This is a genomic window from uncultured Porphyromonas sp. (assembly GCF_915070105.1).
GTDB lineage: Bacteria > Bacteroidota > Bacteroidia > Bacteroidales > Porphyromonadaceae > Porphyromonas.
Window position 1 is genome coordinate 37,122 of the sequence record NZ_CAJZFJ010000005.1, and the last position, 19,071, is coordinate 56,192.

Here is a 19,071-nt window from a genome sequence, read left to right on the forward strand (position 1 = left end):
AGGTGCTAGGGAACATATTTCTATTGAGCACTGATGGAGAAGTTTATACGAAGATTGATATCTGTATCAGCCCCCGGGGTAACAATAGATGCGAAGGGGCGGACGACGCCAGGGGAGATGAACTTCGTGTTGAAGAAGTGAGCCAGAGTGATAACCATACTCATATCCTTCTGCTTCTTGGATGAGGTAGCCTCTGGCTTAACAAACTGGAGGAGACCAGTCAGCCCTACGGGATTCTTCTTCCCCGCAAAGACGTCACAGTAGGCATAACTATAGCTCATAAGAATAGGAGTCTCGATATACTTAACCTTATCCGTGACATCAGGATCTACCTCCTTGAAGAAATGCTGGTGGCGATTGATCTGCTCATCGGAGACGAGCTGGTCGTTCATGAGCTCACCCGAGAGGTTCTTGTAGGCGATCTTCAGTAGGTAGACACGATTGGGTGTCTTGGCGGTACTCTCGACGGTGAACTTCTTGGAGTAGCCTGCCCCCTCGATGAAGCGGACGGTCGCCCCCCTCTGATCCAAGCCTATCTTCTGTACAGCCGCTGTGGAGAGGTCTACATCATCGAGGGTCGTCTCGGTGGAGAAGGTCTTACCTGCCTTTAGGGTCGCCTCGGTGAGGGTGAGTTCGGCGAAGGTGGGATTATCATGCCCCTTGTTCTGCCTTTCGTCTACGGGTGGCTTCGGTGTATTCTTGCCACAGGAGACCAGCGTGCCGGTGAGGGCTAGGGCGAATGCTCCGAGGAGGAGCGGTGCTAGTGTCTTACTCATTGCTTTATTATTGATAAGAGAGTTCTGTCAAAGGTGTGGAGGGATAAGCAAGGATCTGCTAGAAGTGCCAGTGCAGAGCGAGACGGATGTCCCGCCCGACATCGTGCGAGTAGTAGCGTGCGCGGTTCGTGTACTCCTTGTACTCGGTGTCGAGGAGGTTATCGACACTGAGGGAGAGACTGAGCGACTGCCGCTCCGTCATCTGCTTCGTCACACGAGCCTCGAGCCCGAAGAGATGGTAGGCAGGCGGACTCTGGGTGAGGTCGGTAGCAGGGTCAAAGCGACGCTGACGATCTACGAAGCGGTGCGAGAGCGAGAACTCCCCCGTGTACGAAGAGCCAAAGGCCTTGCGTAGACCAAGCTCCTCCGAGATCCTAAGCGCAGGAATATAGGGATAGTAGCGTCCCGTCTTCATCTCATTCGCCCAGATCATAGAGCCCTGCACACGGGCATAGAGGAGACTAGGGATGAAGAAGTAACGGGCATCGAGGTCGAGCCCACGGAAGAAGGCATCACTCTGCTTGTAGCGGAAGACGGGATACTGCCCCGCCAGCGTCTCGGCATACTCCTGCGAAGGCTCATCATAGATATAGCCCTTGATCCAATGCAGGTAGCCATCGAGCGTCAGATCCCATCGCTCAGAGTGATGGACGAGGGAGCTCACCCACTTGTAGCCTCGCTCGGAGCGCAGTGTGCGGTCACCGTAGACGAAGATAGCAGAGCCGTGCTGGCTACCTAGGCTATAGAGCTCCTGCACGTGAGGGCTGCGCCAGGCGAGTCCGAAGTTGGAGGTTACCTTCCATCCCTGCCCGAGGTGAAGGTGTCCGCCTAGGCTGTAGGTGAGGTTCAGGAAGGAATGGTCGCCCGAGAAGTATTGGCCTGCGACATCGTAGCCTGCTACGGACATCTGCTGACCGTCTAGGCGCACACCCAGCTCTGCCCCGAAGTGATCATCCGCATAACGCTGTAGGGCATAGCCGCCCCAGGTGCTCTGGGTATAGTTGGGGATAGGGGGGGTGAAGCCTGTACCACTATTGCTGTAGTTGTCCACGTACTCGCCATGTACCCCAGCCTCGCTGTCCCAGCGGTGGTAGTGCTTGCGCCATGAGGCATCGAGCTGGGTGGAGGAGAGAGAGAGGGAGAGGGTGGGGACATTGGCATAGGCGGTATTACGGCGGATCGCATACTCGTCTCTATTGTCCCGCTGGAGCGAGGCCTGCAGGGTGAAGCGACCGAGGTGGTCGTTCTCCCAGCTCCCCTTGACCTTGCCGAGGTAGTGGACGACATGGTGGTAGGGATTGCTGATACTGCGGGAGAAGGGGCGGAAGATGTCGGGCATACCACGGCGTAGGAGTTCCGCCATACCCTCACGGCTACGTAGGTGCCCCGAGGGAAGGAGACCCGTCTTATTCTCATAGCGACTGAAGAGCCCTTCGACACTCCACTCCCCGTGCTTCCAGCCCAGTGCTAGCGAGGTATTGAACTCACGCACACCGGTATTCATCAGCCGATACTTAGCCGAGGAGCGGTCACCAGCATTGGTATAGGAGCCTTGCACTCGGTAGGCGAGGCTTCGATCAGAGAGCGTCGCACCCTCTAGGTGTAGCGAGGTACTTCCCCGATGACCATTGGTAGCATAGGCAGCCCCGACGGCTCCGTGGAGCGACTCCTCGCCGTAGGGTAGACCCGCCTGCTCCATGACGATAGCACCCGCCATAGCCTCGGCACCATAGCGTACGGCCTCGGCACCCTTGATGACCTGTATGTGATTATTACCCTCGACATCCACCTCAGGGGCATGGTCCTCGCCCCACTGCTGTCCGGACTGGCGCACACCATTATTCATGATGAGCACACGATTGCCATACATACCGTGGATGACAGGCTTGGCGGTCGTGGTGCCCGTCTGTAGGCTCGTCACACCGCTGATCTCGGTGAGGAGCGAGGCGAGGTTACGCCCGAGGCTTCGCTCGATCTGCTGGGAGCTGAGACGACTGACCACGGCATTAGCCGAGACCACACGACGTGTACCCTGCACGGTGACCCCCGTGAGGACACGCTCCTCGCTCGTCATATATAGGGTATAGTTCCCTTCGGTAGGACTCCCTTCGCTACGGCGGAGGGTCTCGAGGGAGACGAAGCCCTCATGATAGCCGAGGACGTGGACATGTAGGCCATCGGTCTCTTTGGGAGAGAGGGATAGCCTGATCTCGCCAGAGGCATTGGCCTGATACGTTTGCTTGCCGAGGTGTGCGACAGCCTGTGGGAGGGGCTCCTTCGTACGAGCATCGAGGATGCGTACGAGGATACTCCTCACCGCCACCTGTGCCCTAGCTGGAATATAAAGCCCAAGGAGAAGGACAAGGAGCACACACCGGTACCAAGGATGGATACGTGATGAATGATACATGAAAGGGTGAATGGGATGATGTACTCATCGAGTAGCTGTGCACCATAGAGCTGGCACACGAGGAGACTCGATAAGACAGATAGAGACATGGATGAGACGACCCTCGGATAGGGCGCTCACACATATAGGGTTGGATATGGAATCGTAATGCGGGGCGGAGGAGCTCCATCCATAGGAACGTCCCCCATCGGAGAGGCACAGAGCGCCCCTCAAGCCTTCGTGGCTTAGGCTAAGGTATCAGCAGGTGGTGCTCGTAGCTGGGCTAGGCACAGATGGTCACACGACCAGATGCTCTCGAGGCGAGTGCCGAGGAGGCGCACACCGAGCACCGAGGCGAGTAATGCGACACCTAGAGCTAGAGCTAGGAACGGGGTATGGACGAACTGACAGAGCACACATCCCGTCTGGTCTACGTGCGTGGTCAGCTCCTGTGAGGAGGACATAGAGACGGCCTGCACATCATCAGCTCGGTGGCTGAAGTCATGCAGGGTAACCATCGCTAGGAGCCCTAGGAAGAGCCCTAGGAAGATGGCAGCTAATCGTCTGCGCTGTCCTATCCTATACATAGAAGTAGTTCCTATGGGAGCAAATATAGTAAAAAACTAGCGCACAAAGCCATCCACAACGTAGGGGCAAAGCATAATCTCTTTCGCACCCTCCATTCTTTGGCTCCTTGGGAATATTATTTCATACCCCAGAGAGCCTTAGCTGTATCCCGAGCTGTATCCCGAGAGGGCCTAGGTATTCGTCCCGAGAAGAGCCAAATACAAGCGTCACTGGGGACATACTTAGAGCGAGGAAGTGTACACGTGTGTACACAGTTGTATACACGTGGGTATACTGTTGTGTACACACGTGTATACTCACCTGCTCTAAGTAGTAGGTATACGCTCGGTCTGTCTACACCTAGGACACAGAGGTTTCTATCTTCGGGGTATGCCCCTTGAGTCCTTCGTCCTCGCACTATGGTGATTTCATGCGTAGGCTCTGTCAATAAAGCAAGTGGAGCAGTAGGAGCCCCTCTTTGGACTCCTACTGCTCCACGATATGGGTGGTATCGGCAGATGCCGAGAGCACCACCCTAGCTAATGACTAGTGGACTACCAGCGAGACTTCTTCTTGCCCTTATACTTATCGAAGGGTGAGGAGTGGCTATCGCCCTTTCGGCTAGAGCGGGGTGAATAGTCATCATGATGCTTCTTCCCCTTGCGTGGTGCACGTGGACTGTCGTCGCCATGGGGACGCTTGCCCCGACGCTCACGCTTGCCCTCGGAGGCTCCTACGGCATCAGCGTAGTCTACGACGATACGCCGACCATCCACCTCGTAGCTGCTCATAGAGGAGACGACCTCTGAGGCCTCGTGCTCATCTACCTCGAAGAACGAGAAGCGGGGCATGAGATCAATCTTACCGATCTTCACACGACCTGGGACGCACTTGTTGATGAGTTCAATGAGCTTGTTGGGGTACATCTTGTCGAGCTTACCAAAGTTGATGAAGAGGCGCTTCATCCCTTCCTCGGCTACGGCATTGCGCTTGTCACGCTTCTCCTTGCGCTCTGTGGGGAGCTTACCCTTGTCATCCGCCTCCTCGATAGCTTCCTCGCTGTCGTAGTAGTCGAGCATACGGCGAAACTCCATGAGCATAATACGGCGCAGGAGCTCCTCCTTGTCGAGCCAGTCGAGCTTGCGTAGGAGGTCGGGCAGTACACTCTCCAGTGTAGCATCCTCCGTGATATCTACTCGCTCGATGCGATCAGCTAGACCGAAGAGCTGCTTCTGACAGATCTCCTGCCCTGTCGGTAGGTTCTTGCGCTCTAGGGTAGCGTGTGAGATGCGCTCTATATCCCGAATGCGTCCTCGCTCACGGCTGTGGCAGATGGCAATGGATAGTCCCATCTTGCCCGCACGAGCTGTTCGGCCACTGCGGTGGGTGTAGCTCTCGATATCATCGGGTAGACCGTAGTGGATCACGTGGGTCAGGTCGTTCACGTCTAGTCCTCGGGCAGCGACGTCGGTAGCTACGAGGAGCTGGAGGTTGCGTATGCGGAACTTCTGCATCACATAGTCACGCTGAGCCTGAGAGAGCTCCCCGTGCAGGGCATCGGCATTATAGCCATCTCGGATCAGCTGGTCAGCGATCTCCTGAGTCTCCTTACGTGTACGGCAGAATATGATCCCATAGATACTGGGGTAATAGTCTGCGATACGCTTTAGGGCAAGGTACTTGTGGCGGGCAGAGACGACATAGTAGTGATGCTTGATATTGGCATTACCTTGGTTCTTGGTACCGACGACGATCTCCCGAGGCTGGTGCATGTATGAGGCAGCGATCGAGCTGATCTCACGTGGCATGGTAGCCGAGAAGAGGAGGAGGTGACGCTCCTTGGGTACCTGAGCGAGGATGGTCTGTAGGCTCTCGGTGAAGCCCATATTCAGCATCTCATCCGCTTCGTCAAGCACAACAGTCTGCACCTCGTCCAGCGAGGCGACACCACGCTCCATGAGGTCGATCAGACGGCCTGGAGTAGCGACGATCACCTCGACTCCACGACGCAGGGTGCGTATCTGTGCCTCTATGGATGAGCCCCCATAGACAGGGAGGATACGTACCGAGGGGAGATACTTGCTGTACTCGGTGAGGTCGTCGGAGATCTGTAGGCACAGCTCACGGGTGGGGCATAGGACGAGGGCACGTGCATGGCCAGAGGCATTTGTCCGAGTCTTGGACTCGTCGAGGCTACGTGCGACGTTCTGTAGGAGGGGTAGGCCGAAGGCAGCAGTCTTACCTGTGCCCGTCTGGGCTAGTGCGATGAGGTCTTGGGGCTCTCCGAGGAGATGGGGGATTACAGCTTCCTGCACGGGCATAGGCTGTTCGTAGCCAAGCTCCGCTACGGCTTGGCAAATAGGGGCACTCACCCCTAGGGCTTCAAATGTCATTGATTGCTCTTGTGATTAAATACGCCTAGCACTTGATTGGCTCTAGGCTGTGTGCTCTCATGGACTACCTCAGCCCAACCTCTGCACACGTTACTGATAATTTACGACGAGAGGGCATATAGCCTCGCAGCTACTCGCCCTATACAAGCATGCGTCTAGCGCTGCTCTGTCTGTAGCTCACGACTCTTATCCCCAAGGTAGCCACCATGATGGCGGAGGGAGTAGTCGTGATAGGTGAAGCCGATGCGCTGCATCACGCTCACCACGAGCAGGTCACCCAGTACCGTCATCACTGTAGTGCTGGTGGTGGGGGTGAGCCCGAGGGGGCAGACCTCCTGAGGGTTACCTGTGGAGAGGCAGACATTGACCTCCCCAGAGAGGGGGCTATCGGGGTTACCCGTGATCAAGATGAAGGGCAGGGTGGGATACATCCTGCGGGTGAGAGCGACGAGCTCTAGCACCTCACGGGTCTTACCCGAGTTGCTGATCAGCAGCATCACATCGCTGGCGCAGACCATCCCGAGGTCGCCATGCTGCGCCTCGCTAGGGTGCAGGAAGTAGGCCGGTGTACCTGTGGAGCTGAAGGTCGTAGCGATGTTATGAGCGATCTGCCCCGCCTTACCCATACCCGAGGTGATGAGCCTACCGCCCCCTTCATGTACGCGCTCTAGGATTAGACCTATTGCTCCCTCGTAATCATTCTCATGGGGGATATTCTGTAGGGCGTAGATCTCAGCCGCTAGGATTTGCTCGATGGTATACTCGTGGGGTGTACTCACTGCTTCATTCTTATCTCGCCTGCAAAGATAAGTCTTTCTATCCATTCCACATACGACCTTTACCTCGGCAAGGGTACACTAGGAACATAGTCGTCGGGGAGGTGGGGAGGATGACGAGGGGGCAAATCAGCATTAGTAGGTATTGTCGTGCATAGAGAGATGGTATAGCTTTGTGATACAGAATATATCACCAAGATAGACAGACGACCAACGTATGGAACAGATCAACATCGAGGGACTAGGCGCCGTCCAGGAGACCCTCATCATCCCTCTGGCGATGCGTGCCCTTGACCTAAAAAGCAAGAAACCCATCCTAGGAGACAAATACGCAGCAGAGCTCTATGAGCGGGTAGCCTACGACAAGGAGAAATTCGCCCCGAAGAAGACCCCGAGCTACTACGGATGCCTCCAGCGTGCTCGCTACCTCGACGAGGAACTCATCCGCTATGCCCGACAGCTCCATGCCTCGGGCATACCCTTTGTGACCGTAAACGCAGGCTGTGGGCTCGATACCCGAGGCGAGCGTATCGCTGAACGCACCTACGGGGCGGTTCACTTCGACATGGACTTCCCCAACGTCATACAGCTCCGTCGTACGCTGCTCGGCGAGCGTGAGACCTTCATCGAGGGCAACCTCCTCGAAGAGGCTTGGATCGAAGCCCTCAAGGCCAAGATCACCCCCGACACCCACGTCTTGATCGCCATAGAGGGGGTATTTGCCTACCTTAGCAGGGAGGAGATCCAGCGTGCATTACGACTTATACACACGGCCTTCGCTGGGCGGTGTGTCGTAGTCTTCGATGCCCTAAGTAGCTTCTGGGCGAAGCGGTCACGACAGCACGACACCCTACGGCACATGGAGGCGAGCTTCACAGGGGGCATAGACTCCGAGGAGGACATCCTCGGCCTACTGCCCGAGGCTCACTTCGAGCGCAAGATACCCATCGTCGATCTCATGGCACAGGTCTGGTGGGTAGCACACCTCATGAAGCTCACCCGCAAGATGCGCAATAACGTCCAGATCTTCACCTTCACCCTCTAGTCCCCCCACCAAGCGAAAGCCCTGCCCCCTCCCCTACCCAATCTCTATAATAGAGCTGGGTGAGGGGAAGGGGCAGGGCTTTCTATTACCCTATATATGGGATGGGGGCGGGAAGGAAAAGGTGGGGCTAATGCTCGTACTTGTACTTACGCTTGTTCTCCTCGCTAAGGAGGGCAGAGGGGTCAGCCATCGTACGCTCAATGAGTTCGCCGAGCACACGGACGAAGGCGGGGGAGCTATTGAGACAAGGGACATAGGTGAAGCTCTTGCCTCCGCAGTGTAGATACTCGCTACGGTAGTAGCTATCGATCTCCTGAATGGTCTCTAGGCAGTCACAGACGAAGCCCGGGCAGACCACCACGATACGCTCTGCTCCCTCATGCGCTAGACGCTGGATACGCTCACTCATATAGGGGCGCATCCACTCATGCCGTCCTAGGCGGGACTGATAGACCAGCTCGACCTGCCCGTCCTCTAGCCCTAGGTCTTGCTGGAGCTGGGCACGGGTCTCCTCGCACTGCAGGCGGTAGCAGTCCTCCTCGGCATGTCGCTCATGCCAGCCCCTGCGATGAGCACAGTGGTCGGTGTGTCCGTTGTGCTGCCGGCACTCCTTAGGGATATGGGAGAGGGGGATACCATGCATCGATACGATGAGGCGATCAAAGGGCTCCGAGAGATAGGGACGGACCTGCTCCGAGAGCACCTGCCGATAGCTCTCATCTCGATAGAAGGGAGGGAGTAGGCGGAAGCGCAGTGATAGCCCCAGCCGACGAGCCTCCTCCAGCGCATAGGCGACTGCGGTCTCGTAGCTACTGCGGGCATAGTGGGGATAGAGTGGAGCGATGAGCACCTCCTCCACAGAGCTCAGCGAAGCCAGCGCCGATAGTGCACTCGCCGTACTGGGCTCAGCATAGCGCATCCCATAGGCGACAGGACACCGACAGAGCTCACTGAGCTCACGGGCAATAGCCTCGGTATGGGTAATCAAGGGGAAGGCCTGCCGCTCCTCATCCCAGATCGTGCGGTAGTTAGCAGCCGACTTCGGAGCTCGCCTCGGGACGATGATACGATGCACGAGAGGGTGGCGCACCCAGTAGGGTAGCCCGATGATACGCCGATCCATGAGGAACTGCAGCAGATAGCTATGCACATCGGCTACTGCAGGGGAGGCTGGGGAGCCAAGGTTCAGAAGGAGGATAGCCTGCTTAGAGGCTTGCTCTGCCCCGAAGAGCGAGGAGGTGGGACTACTCATCTCGTCGGGGCGAAGAGAAAAGGCCCTCCTTGGGGTCTATTCATCGTCATTCGTCTCTAGGGTATAGTCTTGGAATAGGAAATCATTATAGGGGAAGCGCTGTACGTGTATCTCCCGCACACGATCATAGAGGAGCTGCTTGAGCTCCTCGATACCTGCGCCTGTACGAGCAGAGATGAAGCAGCAGCCCTCCTCGCCTAGTCGTGCCATCCAGCTCGCCTCGAGTTCCTCACGAGAGAGGTTACGTCGGCTACGCTCGGAGAGGTCGTCAGCCTCCTTGGCCTCGTAGGTGAAGGCGTCGATCTTGTTGAAGACGAGGATCACGGGACGCTCATCCCCTGCGGTGATCTCACGCAGGGTCGAGGAGACGACCTCGATGTGCTCCTCGAAGTTGGGGTGCGCTAGATCCACCACGTGTAGGAGCAGGTCGGCCTCACGCACCTCGTCGAGGGTGCTCTTGAAGGACTCGATGAGCTCCGTCGGGAGCTTGCGGATGAAGCCCACGGTGTCGGAGAGCAGGAAGGGGAGGTTATGGATAATGACCTTGCGTACGGTGGTGTCGAGCGTGGCGAAGAGCTTGTTTTCGGCGAAGACATCACTCTTGCTCAGGACGTTCATCAGCGTGGACTTCCCGACGTTCGTATAGCCGACGAGGGCGACACGTACGAGCTTGCCTCTATTCTTGCGTTGCATGGCCATCTGTCGGTCGATGCCCTTGAGCTCCTCCTTGAGGTGGGCGATACGATCCTGTATGAGACGCTTGTCGGTCTCTAGCTGGGTTTCCCCTGGGCCACGCATCCCTACCCCACCTCGCTGACGCTCTAGGTGCGTCCATAGGCGGGTCAGACGGGGGAGCATGTAGCGGTACTGCGCCAGCTCGACCTGCGTCTTGGCGTAGGCAGTCTGTGCTCGGGAGGCAAAGATATCGAGGATGAGGCTCGTGCGGTCGAGGATCTTGACCTTGAGGGTAGCCTCGATGTTGCGTAGCTGCTTCGGGCTCAGCTCGTCGTCGAAGATGACGAGCCCAATCTCATTCTCCTCCACATACTGACGTATCTCCTCGAGCTTGCCCTTGCCGACGAAGGTCACAGGGTGTGCCTGCTCCAGACGCTGGACAAAGCGCACGACGGGGCTAACCCCTGCCGTACGGGATAGGAAGTCCAGCTCATCTAGGTACTCCTGAGCCTGCTCCTCGGACTGACTGCGGGTGATCAGTCCCACCAAGACCGCTTGATCGCTCTTGGTATCGGTGATAATAAACTCTCTCATATTACACGAGCAAAGGTACTACAATGTCCGTAATGCACCCTGTGCCCTAAGCTCTAGTCCCTCGGCTAAGCCCCCCGAGAGGGAGCACCCTCTGAGAGACAAGGAAGGCTACACCGCAGGACATGCTTGCGATGTAGCCTTCCGCCTAAGCCTGAGGCTAGGACCTAGAGGAGACCTTCGATAGCCTTCTTCAGGACATCCTTGCTCTGAGCGCCGACGAGCTTAGAGACGACCTCACCATTCTTGATGAAGAGGATGGTGGGGATGTTACGCACGTTGAAGCGTCCAGGTAGGTCGCTGTCCTGATCCACGTCGCACTTGCCGATGACGACACGGCCGTCATACTCGTGGGCGAGCTCCTCGATGATAGGGGCTACCATCTGGCAGGGGCCACACCATGTAGCGCCGAAGTCTACGACGACGGGCTTGCTGTCTGCGATGAGAGTCTCGAAGTTCTGGCTATTAATTTCTAGTGCCATGATAATTCCTTTCGTTACTTAATTCGTTACTTAATATTGATATTGTTACTCGTTCACGCTCATTTCTATCCCGTGGTGACGGCAGAAGTCTAGGAGAGCTGTCGTCGGGGCGATGAGATTGCGGTCATAGCTCAGCCGTACATCATTACGCCCTGTACCATCGGTGATACGTATAGATAACATAGCATAGCCCTTATTGTTCTCACCGTCTCGGTCGGTGAGTGTAGGAGCGAGTAGCTGGCTCAGTTCGGTGATGACCTCTGGCTCGATCGTGCGCACATCTATCTCTAGGCTGACGCTACGGATCAGCTCTGACGCTGCAGTCGAGAGCAGATCTACACGATGGATCTTGAGCTCCAGCTCATCCCCATAGCGACGCTTCTGCACCACCCCGGAGAGCAGGACAGAGTATCCGACTCTGCAGTACTTGGCGAAGTTGGTATAGCTCTCGGAGAAGAAGGCAATATCCGTCGCCCCGACGAGGTCCTCTACCGTGATACGGGCATAGGGATCACCACGCTTGGTCGTACCCTCATAGACCTTGGTGATCAGCCCACCGAAGGACACCTGCCGTCCCTCTCCTATAGCCGCTAGGTCACCTAGCTCCGCTGTGGTATGGGAGCAGTAGCACTCCAGCAGGACTCGATGGGGATCGAGGGGATGCCCCGAGAGGTAGATGCCGATGAGGTCACGCTCACGGTTGAGCCGCTCGATGCTAGACATCTCCGGGTAGGTCGAGGGGGGTGTAGGCCGTGGGATCTGTAGGGCCTCCTCGTCACCGCCGAAGAGTGAGGCTTCGTTGAGCCCCTGCTCACTCATCACCATCTGCCCGTAGCGGATCAGTGCCACGAGGAAGGTATCATCCCCGCTATCCATCGGTGCGGAATAGAGCTCTCGAGGGAAGCCAAAGCTGTCGAAGGCACCCGAGAGGATCAGGCTCTCCAGCGTACGCTTATTGGCGACCGAGGAGGGGATGCGCTCGAAGAAGTCATAGACCGACTGATACGCTCCACGCTCCTCACGATCGCTGACGATCAGGTCTACGGCAGAGCTCGAGACTCCCTTGATGGCATTCAGACCAAAGCGGATACTGCCCTCACTATTGACGGAGAACTTGTAGCCCGACTCATTGACATCAGGGCCGAGGACAGCGATGTTCATCGCTCGGCACTCATCCATGAGCTTGACGAGCTCGGTGATATTGCTGAGGTTACGGCTCAGGGCTCCTGCCATGTACTCGGCAGGATAGTTAGCCTTGAGGTAAGCCGTCTGGTAGGCGACCCAGCTGTAGCAGGTAGCATGGCTCTTGTTGAAGGCATAGCTGGCGAACTTCGCCCAGTCACTCCAGATCTTCTCCAGTGTGTCCTTCGCATAGCCGTTCTTAGCTCCCCCAGCGAGGAACTTGACCTTGAGGGCCTCCATCTTCTCCTTGAGCTTCTTCCCCATCGCCTTACGGAGCTCGTCCGACTGTCCACGGGTGAAGTCGGCGATCTCACGGGAGAGGAGCATCACCTGCTCCTGATAGACGGTGATCCCATAGGTATCCTGGAGGTAACGCTCCATGCAGGGCAGGTCATAGGTGATCTCCTTGCGTCCGTGCTTACGATCGATGAAGTCGGGGATGTAGTCCATAGGCCCGGGACGGTAGAGGGCATTCATCGCGATCAGATCCTCAAAGGTCGTGGGCTGGAGCTCACGGAGGTACTTCTGCATCCCTGCCGACTCGAACTGGAAGGTACCCACCGTCCGTCCCGCCTGATAGAGCTCATAGGTCTTCGTGTCGGTCAGCGAGATCTTGTCAATATCGATCTCCAGCCCGTGACGCTTCTTGATATTGGCCAGAGCCTCCTTGATCACCGAGAGGGTCTTGAGTCCGAGGAAGTCCATCTTGATCAGCCCCGTGGACTCGATCACCGAGCCCTCATACTGGGTCACCAGTAGGCTCTCCCCCGTGGCCTTGTCCTCTGCGGTGCTGAGGGGTACGACATCGCTGATATCCATCTTACCGATGATAATTCCGCAGGCGTGTACACCCGTGCTACGGATGTTCCCCTCGAGCATCTGAGCGTACTTCAGCGTGTCATGCAGGAGCGGGTCAGGGCTGAGAGAGGCCTGCTTCAGCTCGGGGACATGGTCTATGGCCGCCTTGATGGAGATGGTCTTGACATCAGGGATCTTATCGGGGATGAGCTTGGTGAGGCGGTCGCTCTCCGATAGGGGGAGACGCTGCACACGTGCCACATCCTTGATCGCACTCTTGGCGGCCATCGTGCCATAGGTGACGATATGCGCCACACGCTCGTAGCCGTACTTCTCCGTGACCCAGCGCAGCACATCGGCACGACCATCGTCGTCGAAGTCTACGTCTATATCGGGCATAGAGATACGGTCGGGGTTGAGGAAACGCTCGAAGAGCAGGTCGTAGCGTATCGGGTCAATATCCGTGATATTGAGGCAGTAGGCGACTGCTGAGCCTGCCGCCGAGCCACGTCCCGGACCTACGAAGACCCCCATAGAGCGAGCGGCGGCGATGAAGTCCTGCACGATGAGGAAGTAGCCAGGGAACCCCATATTCGCAATCGTCGAGAGCTCGAAGTCTATACGCTCCCGTACGGCATCGGTCAGTCCCTCCTCGCCGTACTTGCGCCGAGCCCCCTCGTAGGTGAGGTGACGGAGATAATCGTCGGCCGAGGCGAACTCCTCGGGGATCGGGAAGTCGGGCATCAGAGGGCCGTGGTCGATGCTGTAGTGCTCGACCTTGGCGCAGATCTCCTCGGTCGCAGCCAGAGCCTCGGGGACATCGGCGAAGAGCTCATTCATCTCCGCCGTGGTCTTCATCCACTCCTGCTTGCTGTAGCGCATACGGGCAGGGTCATTGAGATCCTTGCCCGTACTCAGGCAGATCAGTCGGTCATGCGCCTCAGCATCCTCCTCATTGAGGAAGTGAATATCATTGGTAGCGATGACCTTCACCCCGTGCTTGCGTCCCAGCTCTAGGAGGATGGCATTGACCTGCTGTTGCTTCTCGTAGGTCTCTTGGTTGCCTAGGGGATTGTCGGTCTTATGGCGCTGGAGCTCGAGGTAGAAGTCCTCCCCGAAGATCCCCTTGAACCACTCGATGCTCCGCTCTGCCTCATCGATATTGCCGTACATGATATGCTGTGGGATCTCGCCCCCGAGGCAGGCGGAGGAGGCGATGATCCCCTCGTGGTACTGCTCCAGCAGTTCCTTATCTATACGGGGGCGATAGTAGTAGCCGTCTATCCAGGCACGGGAGACCATCTTGATGAGGTTCTTGTAGCCCGTGAGGTTCTTGGCCAGCAGGACGAGGTGCCAGCCACTATTATCTATGGACTGGGTGGGACGATAGGGGTTGGGGACGTTGGCCTCCTTGCTGAAGCGTGAGCGGCGAGCGCAGTAGACCTCACAGCCGAGGATCGGCTTGAAGAGGGGCTTGGCCTCTGCCTCCACCAGCTGGCTACGTAGCTCCGTGAGCCGTGCCTCCTCCTCCGCACTGCGAGCCTGCTGAGCCTCTAGGCTCTGGATCTCCTTCTTCAGCGCCTTGCGCTCGGAGATGAGGGGGGCATTCTTCTTCTCGACGTAGTCGTAGAACTCCTTGATGCCAAACATCGCACCATGGTCCGTCAGGGCGATACCACTCATCCCATCCTGGATCGCCTTATCGACGAGCCCCTTGACCGAGGCCTGTCCATCTAGGAGAGAGAACTGAGAGTGCACGTGGAGGTGTACGAAGCGCTGCATATAGCTTACCAAATAGACATTTCATTGATTTACAGAGGTAGGGAGGCATTTCTCACACCTCCCCTCCCCCATTGGTGACGTACAAAGTTACCCTAAATCCCGCTTATCTCCTTCCCCTCTGCCCGACCTCCCTCTACTCTCGGGGATGAGGGATGAAAGCACTAGAGACCGAGGGCAAAGTAGTCAAGGAGCACACCCACAAGGCATAAAGACCCGTACCCGAGGCGTAGGTATACCCTACATACACGGCCCTACCTAGGGGGGTATTGTGTACACGCGTGTACACACTAGTATACCCACGTGTACACTACTGTATACACGCGTGTACACTCTCCCGCTCTAAGTATGTCCTCTCTAGCGCCCTCATAGGTACGTCCATCCCCCAGCTAATGTGCTGGGAATGGAGCTTATGCCGAGGCATCACTCTGGGACACGCAGTACACCCTACCCCCAAGAGCCTAGGAGAGGAGCATACGCATGGAGCGCAAGCCTCACCCCTGACTACTTCTTCTCCTACGCATCAGCTCAATTGAAAAAAAAATAACTTTGTGCGAGATTAGGGAGATCAGTATATCTACTGGTCTCTCTAGGGATAGCTGGATCGAGCAAACAATACATATCTTAATCGGAAAGACAATGAAGTACATGAGTATGCCTTCTATAGTGGCAAAAGCTATCACATGCCTGCTCTTCTCTACGGCAGGCACCACCCTCTCCCACGCACAGACAAGCGATAGTATCGCCCATACGATGCTCGTCGCTGACTATGACTACACCTGCCAGACCTCCAATGCCAAGGGCGAGGAGCTAAAGGTGAGCTACGGCCTCACACTACAGGTCGCTCAGGATATGGCGTGCACGATGGGCAGGAAGCGACACAGCGGAGAGAACGACATGAGCGAGCGACTCCTCTACGCCCCTGTGACCTGGCAGAACTACCCGCAGGGCAAGATGACCTCCATCGAGACCATCCCTCCCTACCAGTATCTCACCTCGGAGGCGATGCCCCAGCTGAAGTGGAAGGTGCAGGCCGAGCACGACACCATCTGTGGCCTGCCCTGTCAAAAGGCTATCGGCCAATACGGCGGCAGGACATGGACGGCTTGGTTTGCCGAGGGACTACCCAGCCGCTTTGGGCCATGGCGACTAGGTGGACTACCGGGTCTGATCCTACGGGCTGTCTCGGAGGATGGCATCCACCACTTCGAGTGCAATAGGGTGGACTTCGTCAAGGAAGCCATAGCCTACAGCGTACCCAATGAAGCCGTGAAGTGCACACGTGCCAAGTTCGTCAAGCTACGCAACAGCACCTTCGGCAACCCCAACTACCTCACCAACCCGACGTACTACATCAAGCCCGAGCAGATAGGGAGTATGACCGTCATGGCAGGGAGCGTACTGATCGGTACAGTCCCCATCAACATGAAGCCAGCGAAGTACCAGCCACTAGATCTCTGATGCCCTATGGTGAGGTTCGTACTCCTCATATTCCTCTGGTCACTAAGTCTCACACCGGCCCTAGCACAAGGCTCCAAGATCAGTGTGACCGGGCAGGTGCGCTGTGGCACCAAGCCTGTGGAGGAGGGCATCGTAGCCCTCCTGCACCCATCCGACAGCAGTGTCCTAGCCTACTCGATGACCGATAGGCAGGGACGCTACTCGGTAGAGGCAACCACTGCGCTTAGTGAACTGCTCATTAGGGTGACGGGCTTCAACATCAAGAGGAAACTCATGCGCATCAAGGCGCTCTCACAGACCCTCGACCTAAGCGTAGAGGAGGAGAGCATCCTACTGCGTGAGCTGGTGGTCAAGTCACGGAAGCTATGGGGAGGCCGAGACACGATCAACTATCTCGTCTCGGCCTACACCCGAGGCCACGACCGCACCATTGGCGACATCCTACGCCAGCTCCCTGGCATCACCATCGAGGAGAACAATGTGATCAAGTACCAGGGGACACCCATCAATCACTTCTACATCGAGAACCTCGACATGCTGCAGGGGCGCTACAACCTAGCCACACAGGGCATCAAGGCGGAGGATGTAGCCACCGTGCAGGTACTAGAGAGGCACGAGCACGTGCGTGCACTACAGGACCAAGCACCACCCGAGCGGGCTGCCATCAACCTCAAGCTCAAGAACACCGCTAGGGGCGTATGGAGCCGAACAGCCCGCCTAGGTGCAGGAGCCTATGCCCAGACACCACTCTGGGATGCCTCCCTCCAAGCGACCTATTTCACCAAGGCTCGACAGCACCTCATCCGCTACAGCGGTAACAACCTCGGGCAGGAGAGCGATCCCGCCACCGCCCACTATGGTATCTCCTCCTCGGGGGACGCACCTCCACTAGTGCATATCATCAAGCATGGGACATCTCCCGTAGGCAAGAGCCTCTTCGGCTACCGCCACGGGGTAAACCTCAACAACCTAAACAAGCTCTCCGATAGCACCACCCTCACCTACAACCTCCACTACAGCCACCTCTTCTCCCACGGTCATTCCTCCTCCCAGACCACCTACATACTCCCCGATGCCTCTCGGATACTACTCGTCGAGGACGTCGCCGATCGCACCTATACGAACACTGCGAACCTACAGCTCGTCTACGAGACGAATAGACAGCGCCACTTCCTCTACAATACGCTCTCCCTCTTCGGTCGGTGGGAGGAGGGACTAGGGACTATCTACTCCCAGAGCATGAGTAGCTCCTCCCAGCCAAGCGCGAGCACCATCGCACAAGCCCTACACTATCGCTCCCTAGGACTCTCCAACCGCACCCGCCTCGTGCACCGCACCCCTACCGGTGGCGGTATCGAATGGGTCTCTACCAACAGCCTCTCCTCCACCCCACAGATACTAGCTATAGGAGGTAGTCGGACTGCCCGCCAGCGTATAGACCTCACCTCGGTCTCCACGACCAATAGCCTCCAGCTCCTACGTGACCTACGCTCTCACCGATGGACACTGAGCGCATCTGCTCATCTCAATGCTGCCTATACAGCTCTGTCCTCCCACCTCACTCACCCCAATGCCCCTACCGCCCCTCGGGGGAATATGGTACACGTACACACGAGTGCAGATATAGGCCCCGTGGCTCGGTATGTACATGGGTCGCTCCAGTCTACGCTCAGCCTTCCCCTCGCCCTGACCTACACCTACCTCGACAATGCCTCTATCCCTGCAGAGCAGACCGATGCGAGGCGTCTTCGTCTGTACCTACTGCCCTCCTTCACCCTGCAGTGGAGAGCGAGTGATTACTTCACCTTCGACGCCAGTGCAGGCTACTTGGCTCGGGAGACCCCTTGGGCAAGGCTCCTCACGGCGAGTCTCATGCCGAACTATCGTAGTCTATCACGCTACCGAGCGACCCTCAACGATAGCTACGATGCTAATGCTCACCTCAAGGTCTCCTACAAGGATCTCTTCTCCGGCCTCTTTGCCCACGTAGAGGGTGGCTGGAGACGTTCGTGGAGCGATATAGCCTATGGTACCACACTCGACGCTCAGGCTCGCTCCGTCATCGAGGCTGTCCACCAGCCCCACCACAGCACCCTCTATACGCTCTCCGCATACGGGCGTAAGGATATCGACTGGCACACCATGCAGCTCGAGCTCGCTGCCACCAGCGCACAGACCGAGAGTGAGGTCCTACGTCAGGCGACCCTCACCTCGTACCGCACGGCAGACTACGGCCTTAGGGGGACACTTGCCCTAGACCTCATCACGGGATATCGTCTGCAGTATCAGGCGAGCTGGAGGCACAATCGCTCTACCTCCGCCAGCTACACCTCGGCATACAGCGAACTAAGTCAGCAGGCACGACTCGATCTGCGCCTCATCCCCTCTCGCCTATTCCTCAAGCTCCAGGCTAGCCATACCCACAGCGACCAGTCAGCATCTGAGCAGAAGGACTACCTCTTCGTCGGTGCGGGACTGAAGTATACGCTGTCAAAGAGGGTCGAGCTCGAGCTCAACGGGGACAACCTCACGAACACACGTACCTACATCATCCGCTCCCTCCGAGATCTGGAGGAGCACTATACCGAGTATCACCTCCGACCGCTCTCCCTAGTCCTCACGGCTCACCTCTACCTCTAGGCTTCACCGCAGGACGAGTGCCCACCTCTCCCCCCTCACGCTACCCGACTCCCCTCCATACCTCGCTCCTGGGCACCGTCCCCAGCACATACTCCGCCCCCACATATCCCGCAAGACAAAGAAGGTCCTCCCCTCTACCTTCCCCCCCCTGCTAACAGCCTCTGTATCGGGCATTCCGAGAGGGCAAAAACGAACATACCGAGAAGGCAACTGCGCTCCTATAAAGAACGCCCTCGTCACCTATGTAAGGTGACGAGGGCGTTCT

12 protein-coding genes are annotated in these 19,071 nt (G+C 57.1%); 3 read left to right on the plus strand and 9 right to left on the minus strand.

Features of this window, described 5'->3' with window-relative positions; translation table 11 throughout:
• Window positions 1-20 precede the first annotated feature (20 nt).
• The 5 genes from QZ554_RS01100 to QZ554_RS01120 all read right to left on the minus strand — a co-directional run bounded on the left by QZ554_RS01100 (window position 21) and on the right by QZ554_RS01120 (window position 6,949).
• Window positions 21-776, minus strand: coding sequence for a hypothetical protein (locus QZ554_RS01100; RefSeq protein ID WP_297193597.1), 756 nt, complete (start codon window positions 774-776; stop codon window positions 21-23).
• Window positions 777-834: 58 nt separating this feature from the next.
• Entirely contained in the window at window positions 835-3,186 is a 2,352-nt protein-coding gene (locus QZ554_RS01105; protein ID WP_297193599.1) for a TonB-dependent receptor plug domain-containing protein, read from the minus strand.
• A gap of 224 nt (window positions 3,187-3,410) precedes the next feature.
• Window positions 3,411-3,752, minus strand: a complete 342-nt coding sequence (locus QZ554_RS01110) for a hypothetical protein (RefSeq protein ID WP_297193601.1) — start codon at window positions 3,750-3,752, stop codon at window positions 3,411-3,413.
• A 534-nt stretch (window positions 3,753-4,286) separates the two neighbouring features.
• Window positions 4,287-6,125, minus strand: coding sequence for a DEAD/DEAH box helicase (locus QZ554_RS01115; RefSeq protein WP_297193603.1), 1,839 nt, complete (start codon window positions 6,123-6,125; stop codon window positions 4,287-4,289).
• Window positions 6,126-6,280: 155 nt separating this feature from the next.
• Entirely contained in the window at window positions 6,281-6,949 is a 669-nt protein-coding gene (locus tag QZ554_RS01120) for an SIS domain-containing protein (RefSeq protein ID WP_297193605.1), read from the minus strand.
• Between the two features lie 169 nt (window positions 6,950-7,118).
• Between QZ554_RS01120 and QZ554_RS01125 the strand changes: the two genes are divergently transcribed.
• A complete protein-coding gene (locus QZ554_RS01125) occupies window positions 7,119-7,946 on the plus strand; it encodes a class I SAM-dependent methyltransferase (RefSeq protein ID WP_297193607.1) in 828 nt (275 codons plus the stop codon).
• A 127-nt stretch (window positions 7,947-8,073) separates the two neighbouring features.
• Here the strand turns inward: QZ554_RS01125 and QZ554_RS01130 are convergent, their stop codons facing one another.
• The 4 genes from QZ554_RS01130 to dnaE form a co-directional block, all read right to left on the minus strand.
• Window positions 8,074-9,198 (minus strand): ferrochelatase, encoded by a 1,125-nt coding sequence (locus QZ554_RS01130; RefSeq protein ID WP_297193609.1) that lies wholly within the window; start codon window positions 9,196-9,198, stop codon window positions 8,074-8,076.
• A gap of 36 nt (window positions 9,199-9,234) precedes the next feature.
• Entirely contained in the window at window positions 9,235-10,467 is a 1,233-nt protein-coding gene (gene hflX / locus QZ554_RS01135) for a GTPase HflX (RefSeq protein ID WP_297193611.1), read from the minus strand.
• Window positions 10,468-10,631: 164 nt separating this feature from the next.
• A complete protein-coding gene (gene trxA / locus QZ554_RS01140) occupies window positions 10,632-10,946 on the minus strand; it encodes a thioredoxin (protein WP_297179226.1) in 315 nt (104 codons plus the stop codon).
• Between the two features lie 45 nt (window positions 10,947-10,991).
• On the minus strand, window positions 10,992-14,708 hold the full coding sequence (dnaE, locus tag QZ554_RS01145) for a DNA polymerase III subunit alpha (RefSeq protein ID WP_297193613.1): 3,717 nt from the start codon (window positions 14,706-14,708) through the stop codon (window positions 10,992-10,994).
• A 663-nt stretch (window positions 14,709-15,371) separates the two neighbouring features.
• On the opposite strand from dnaE, the gene QZ554_RS01150 reads away from it, so the two are divergent.
• Together QZ554_RS01150 and QZ554_RS01155 are read left to right on the plus strand one after the other, a co-directional pair.
• Entirely contained in the window at window positions 15,372-16,166 is a 795-nt protein-coding gene (locus tag QZ554_RS01150; RefSeq protein ID WP_297193615.1) for a GLPGLI family protein, read from the plus strand.
• A gap of 6 nt (window positions 16,167-16,172) precedes the next feature.
• Window positions 16,173-18,806, plus strand: coding sequence for a TonB-dependent receptor (locus QZ554_RS01155; RefSeq protein WP_297193617.1), 2,634 nt, complete (start codon window positions 16,173-16,175; stop codon window positions 18,804-18,806).
• The last annotated feature ends 265 nt before the right edge of the window (window positions 18,807-19,071 follow it).

What these genes read in the sequence shown, in the direction of transcription:
- QZ554_RS01110 (WP_297193601.1), bottom strand. Translation starts at nt 3,752, where the DNA reads ATGTATAGGATAGGACAGCGCAGACGATTAGCTGCCATCTTCCTAGGG.
- QZ554_RS01130 (WP_297193609.1), bottom strand. Translation starts at nt 9,198, where the DNA reads ATGAGTAGTCCCACCTCCTCGCTCTTCGGGGCAGAGCAAGCCTCTAAG.
- QZ554_RS01125 (WP_297193607.1), top strand. Translation starts at nt 7,119, where the DNA reads ATGGAACAGATCAACATCGAGGGACTAGGCGCCGTCCAGGAGACCCTC.
- dnaE (WP_297193613.1), bottom strand. Translation starts at nt 14,708, where the DNA reads ATGCAGCGCTTCGTACACCTCCACGTGCACTCTCAGTTCTCTCTCCTA.
- trxA (WP_297179226.1), bottom strand. Translation starts at nt 10,946, where the DNA reads ATGGCACTAGAAATTAATAGCCAGAACTTCGAGACTCTCATCGCAGAC.
- QZ554_RS01100 (WP_297193597.1), bottom strand. Translation starts at nt 776, where the DNA reads ATGAGTAAGACACTAGCACCGCTCCTCCTCGGAGCATTCGCCCTAGCC.
- QZ554_RS01115 (WP_297193603.1), bottom strand. Translation starts at nt 6,125, where the DNA reads ATGACATTTGAAGCCCTAGGGGTGAGTGCCCCTATTTGCCAAGCCGTA.
- QZ554_RS01120 (WP_297193605.1), bottom strand. Translation starts at nt 6,949, where the DNA reads ATGGATAGAAAGACTTATCTTTGCAGGCGAGATAAGAATGAAGCAGTG.
- QZ554_RS01155 (WP_297193617.1), top strand. Translation starts at nt 16,173, where the DNA reads ATGGTGAGGTTCGTACTCCTCATATTCCTCTGGTCACTAAGTCTCACA.
- hflX (WP_297193611.1), bottom strand. Translation starts at nt 10,467, where the DNA reads ATGAGAGAGTTTATTATCACCGATACCAAGAGCGATCAAGCGGTCTTG.
- QZ554_RS01105 (WP_297193599.1), bottom strand. Translation starts at nt 3,186, where the DNA reads ATGTATCATTCATCACGTATCCATCCTTGGTACCGGTGTGTGCTCCTT.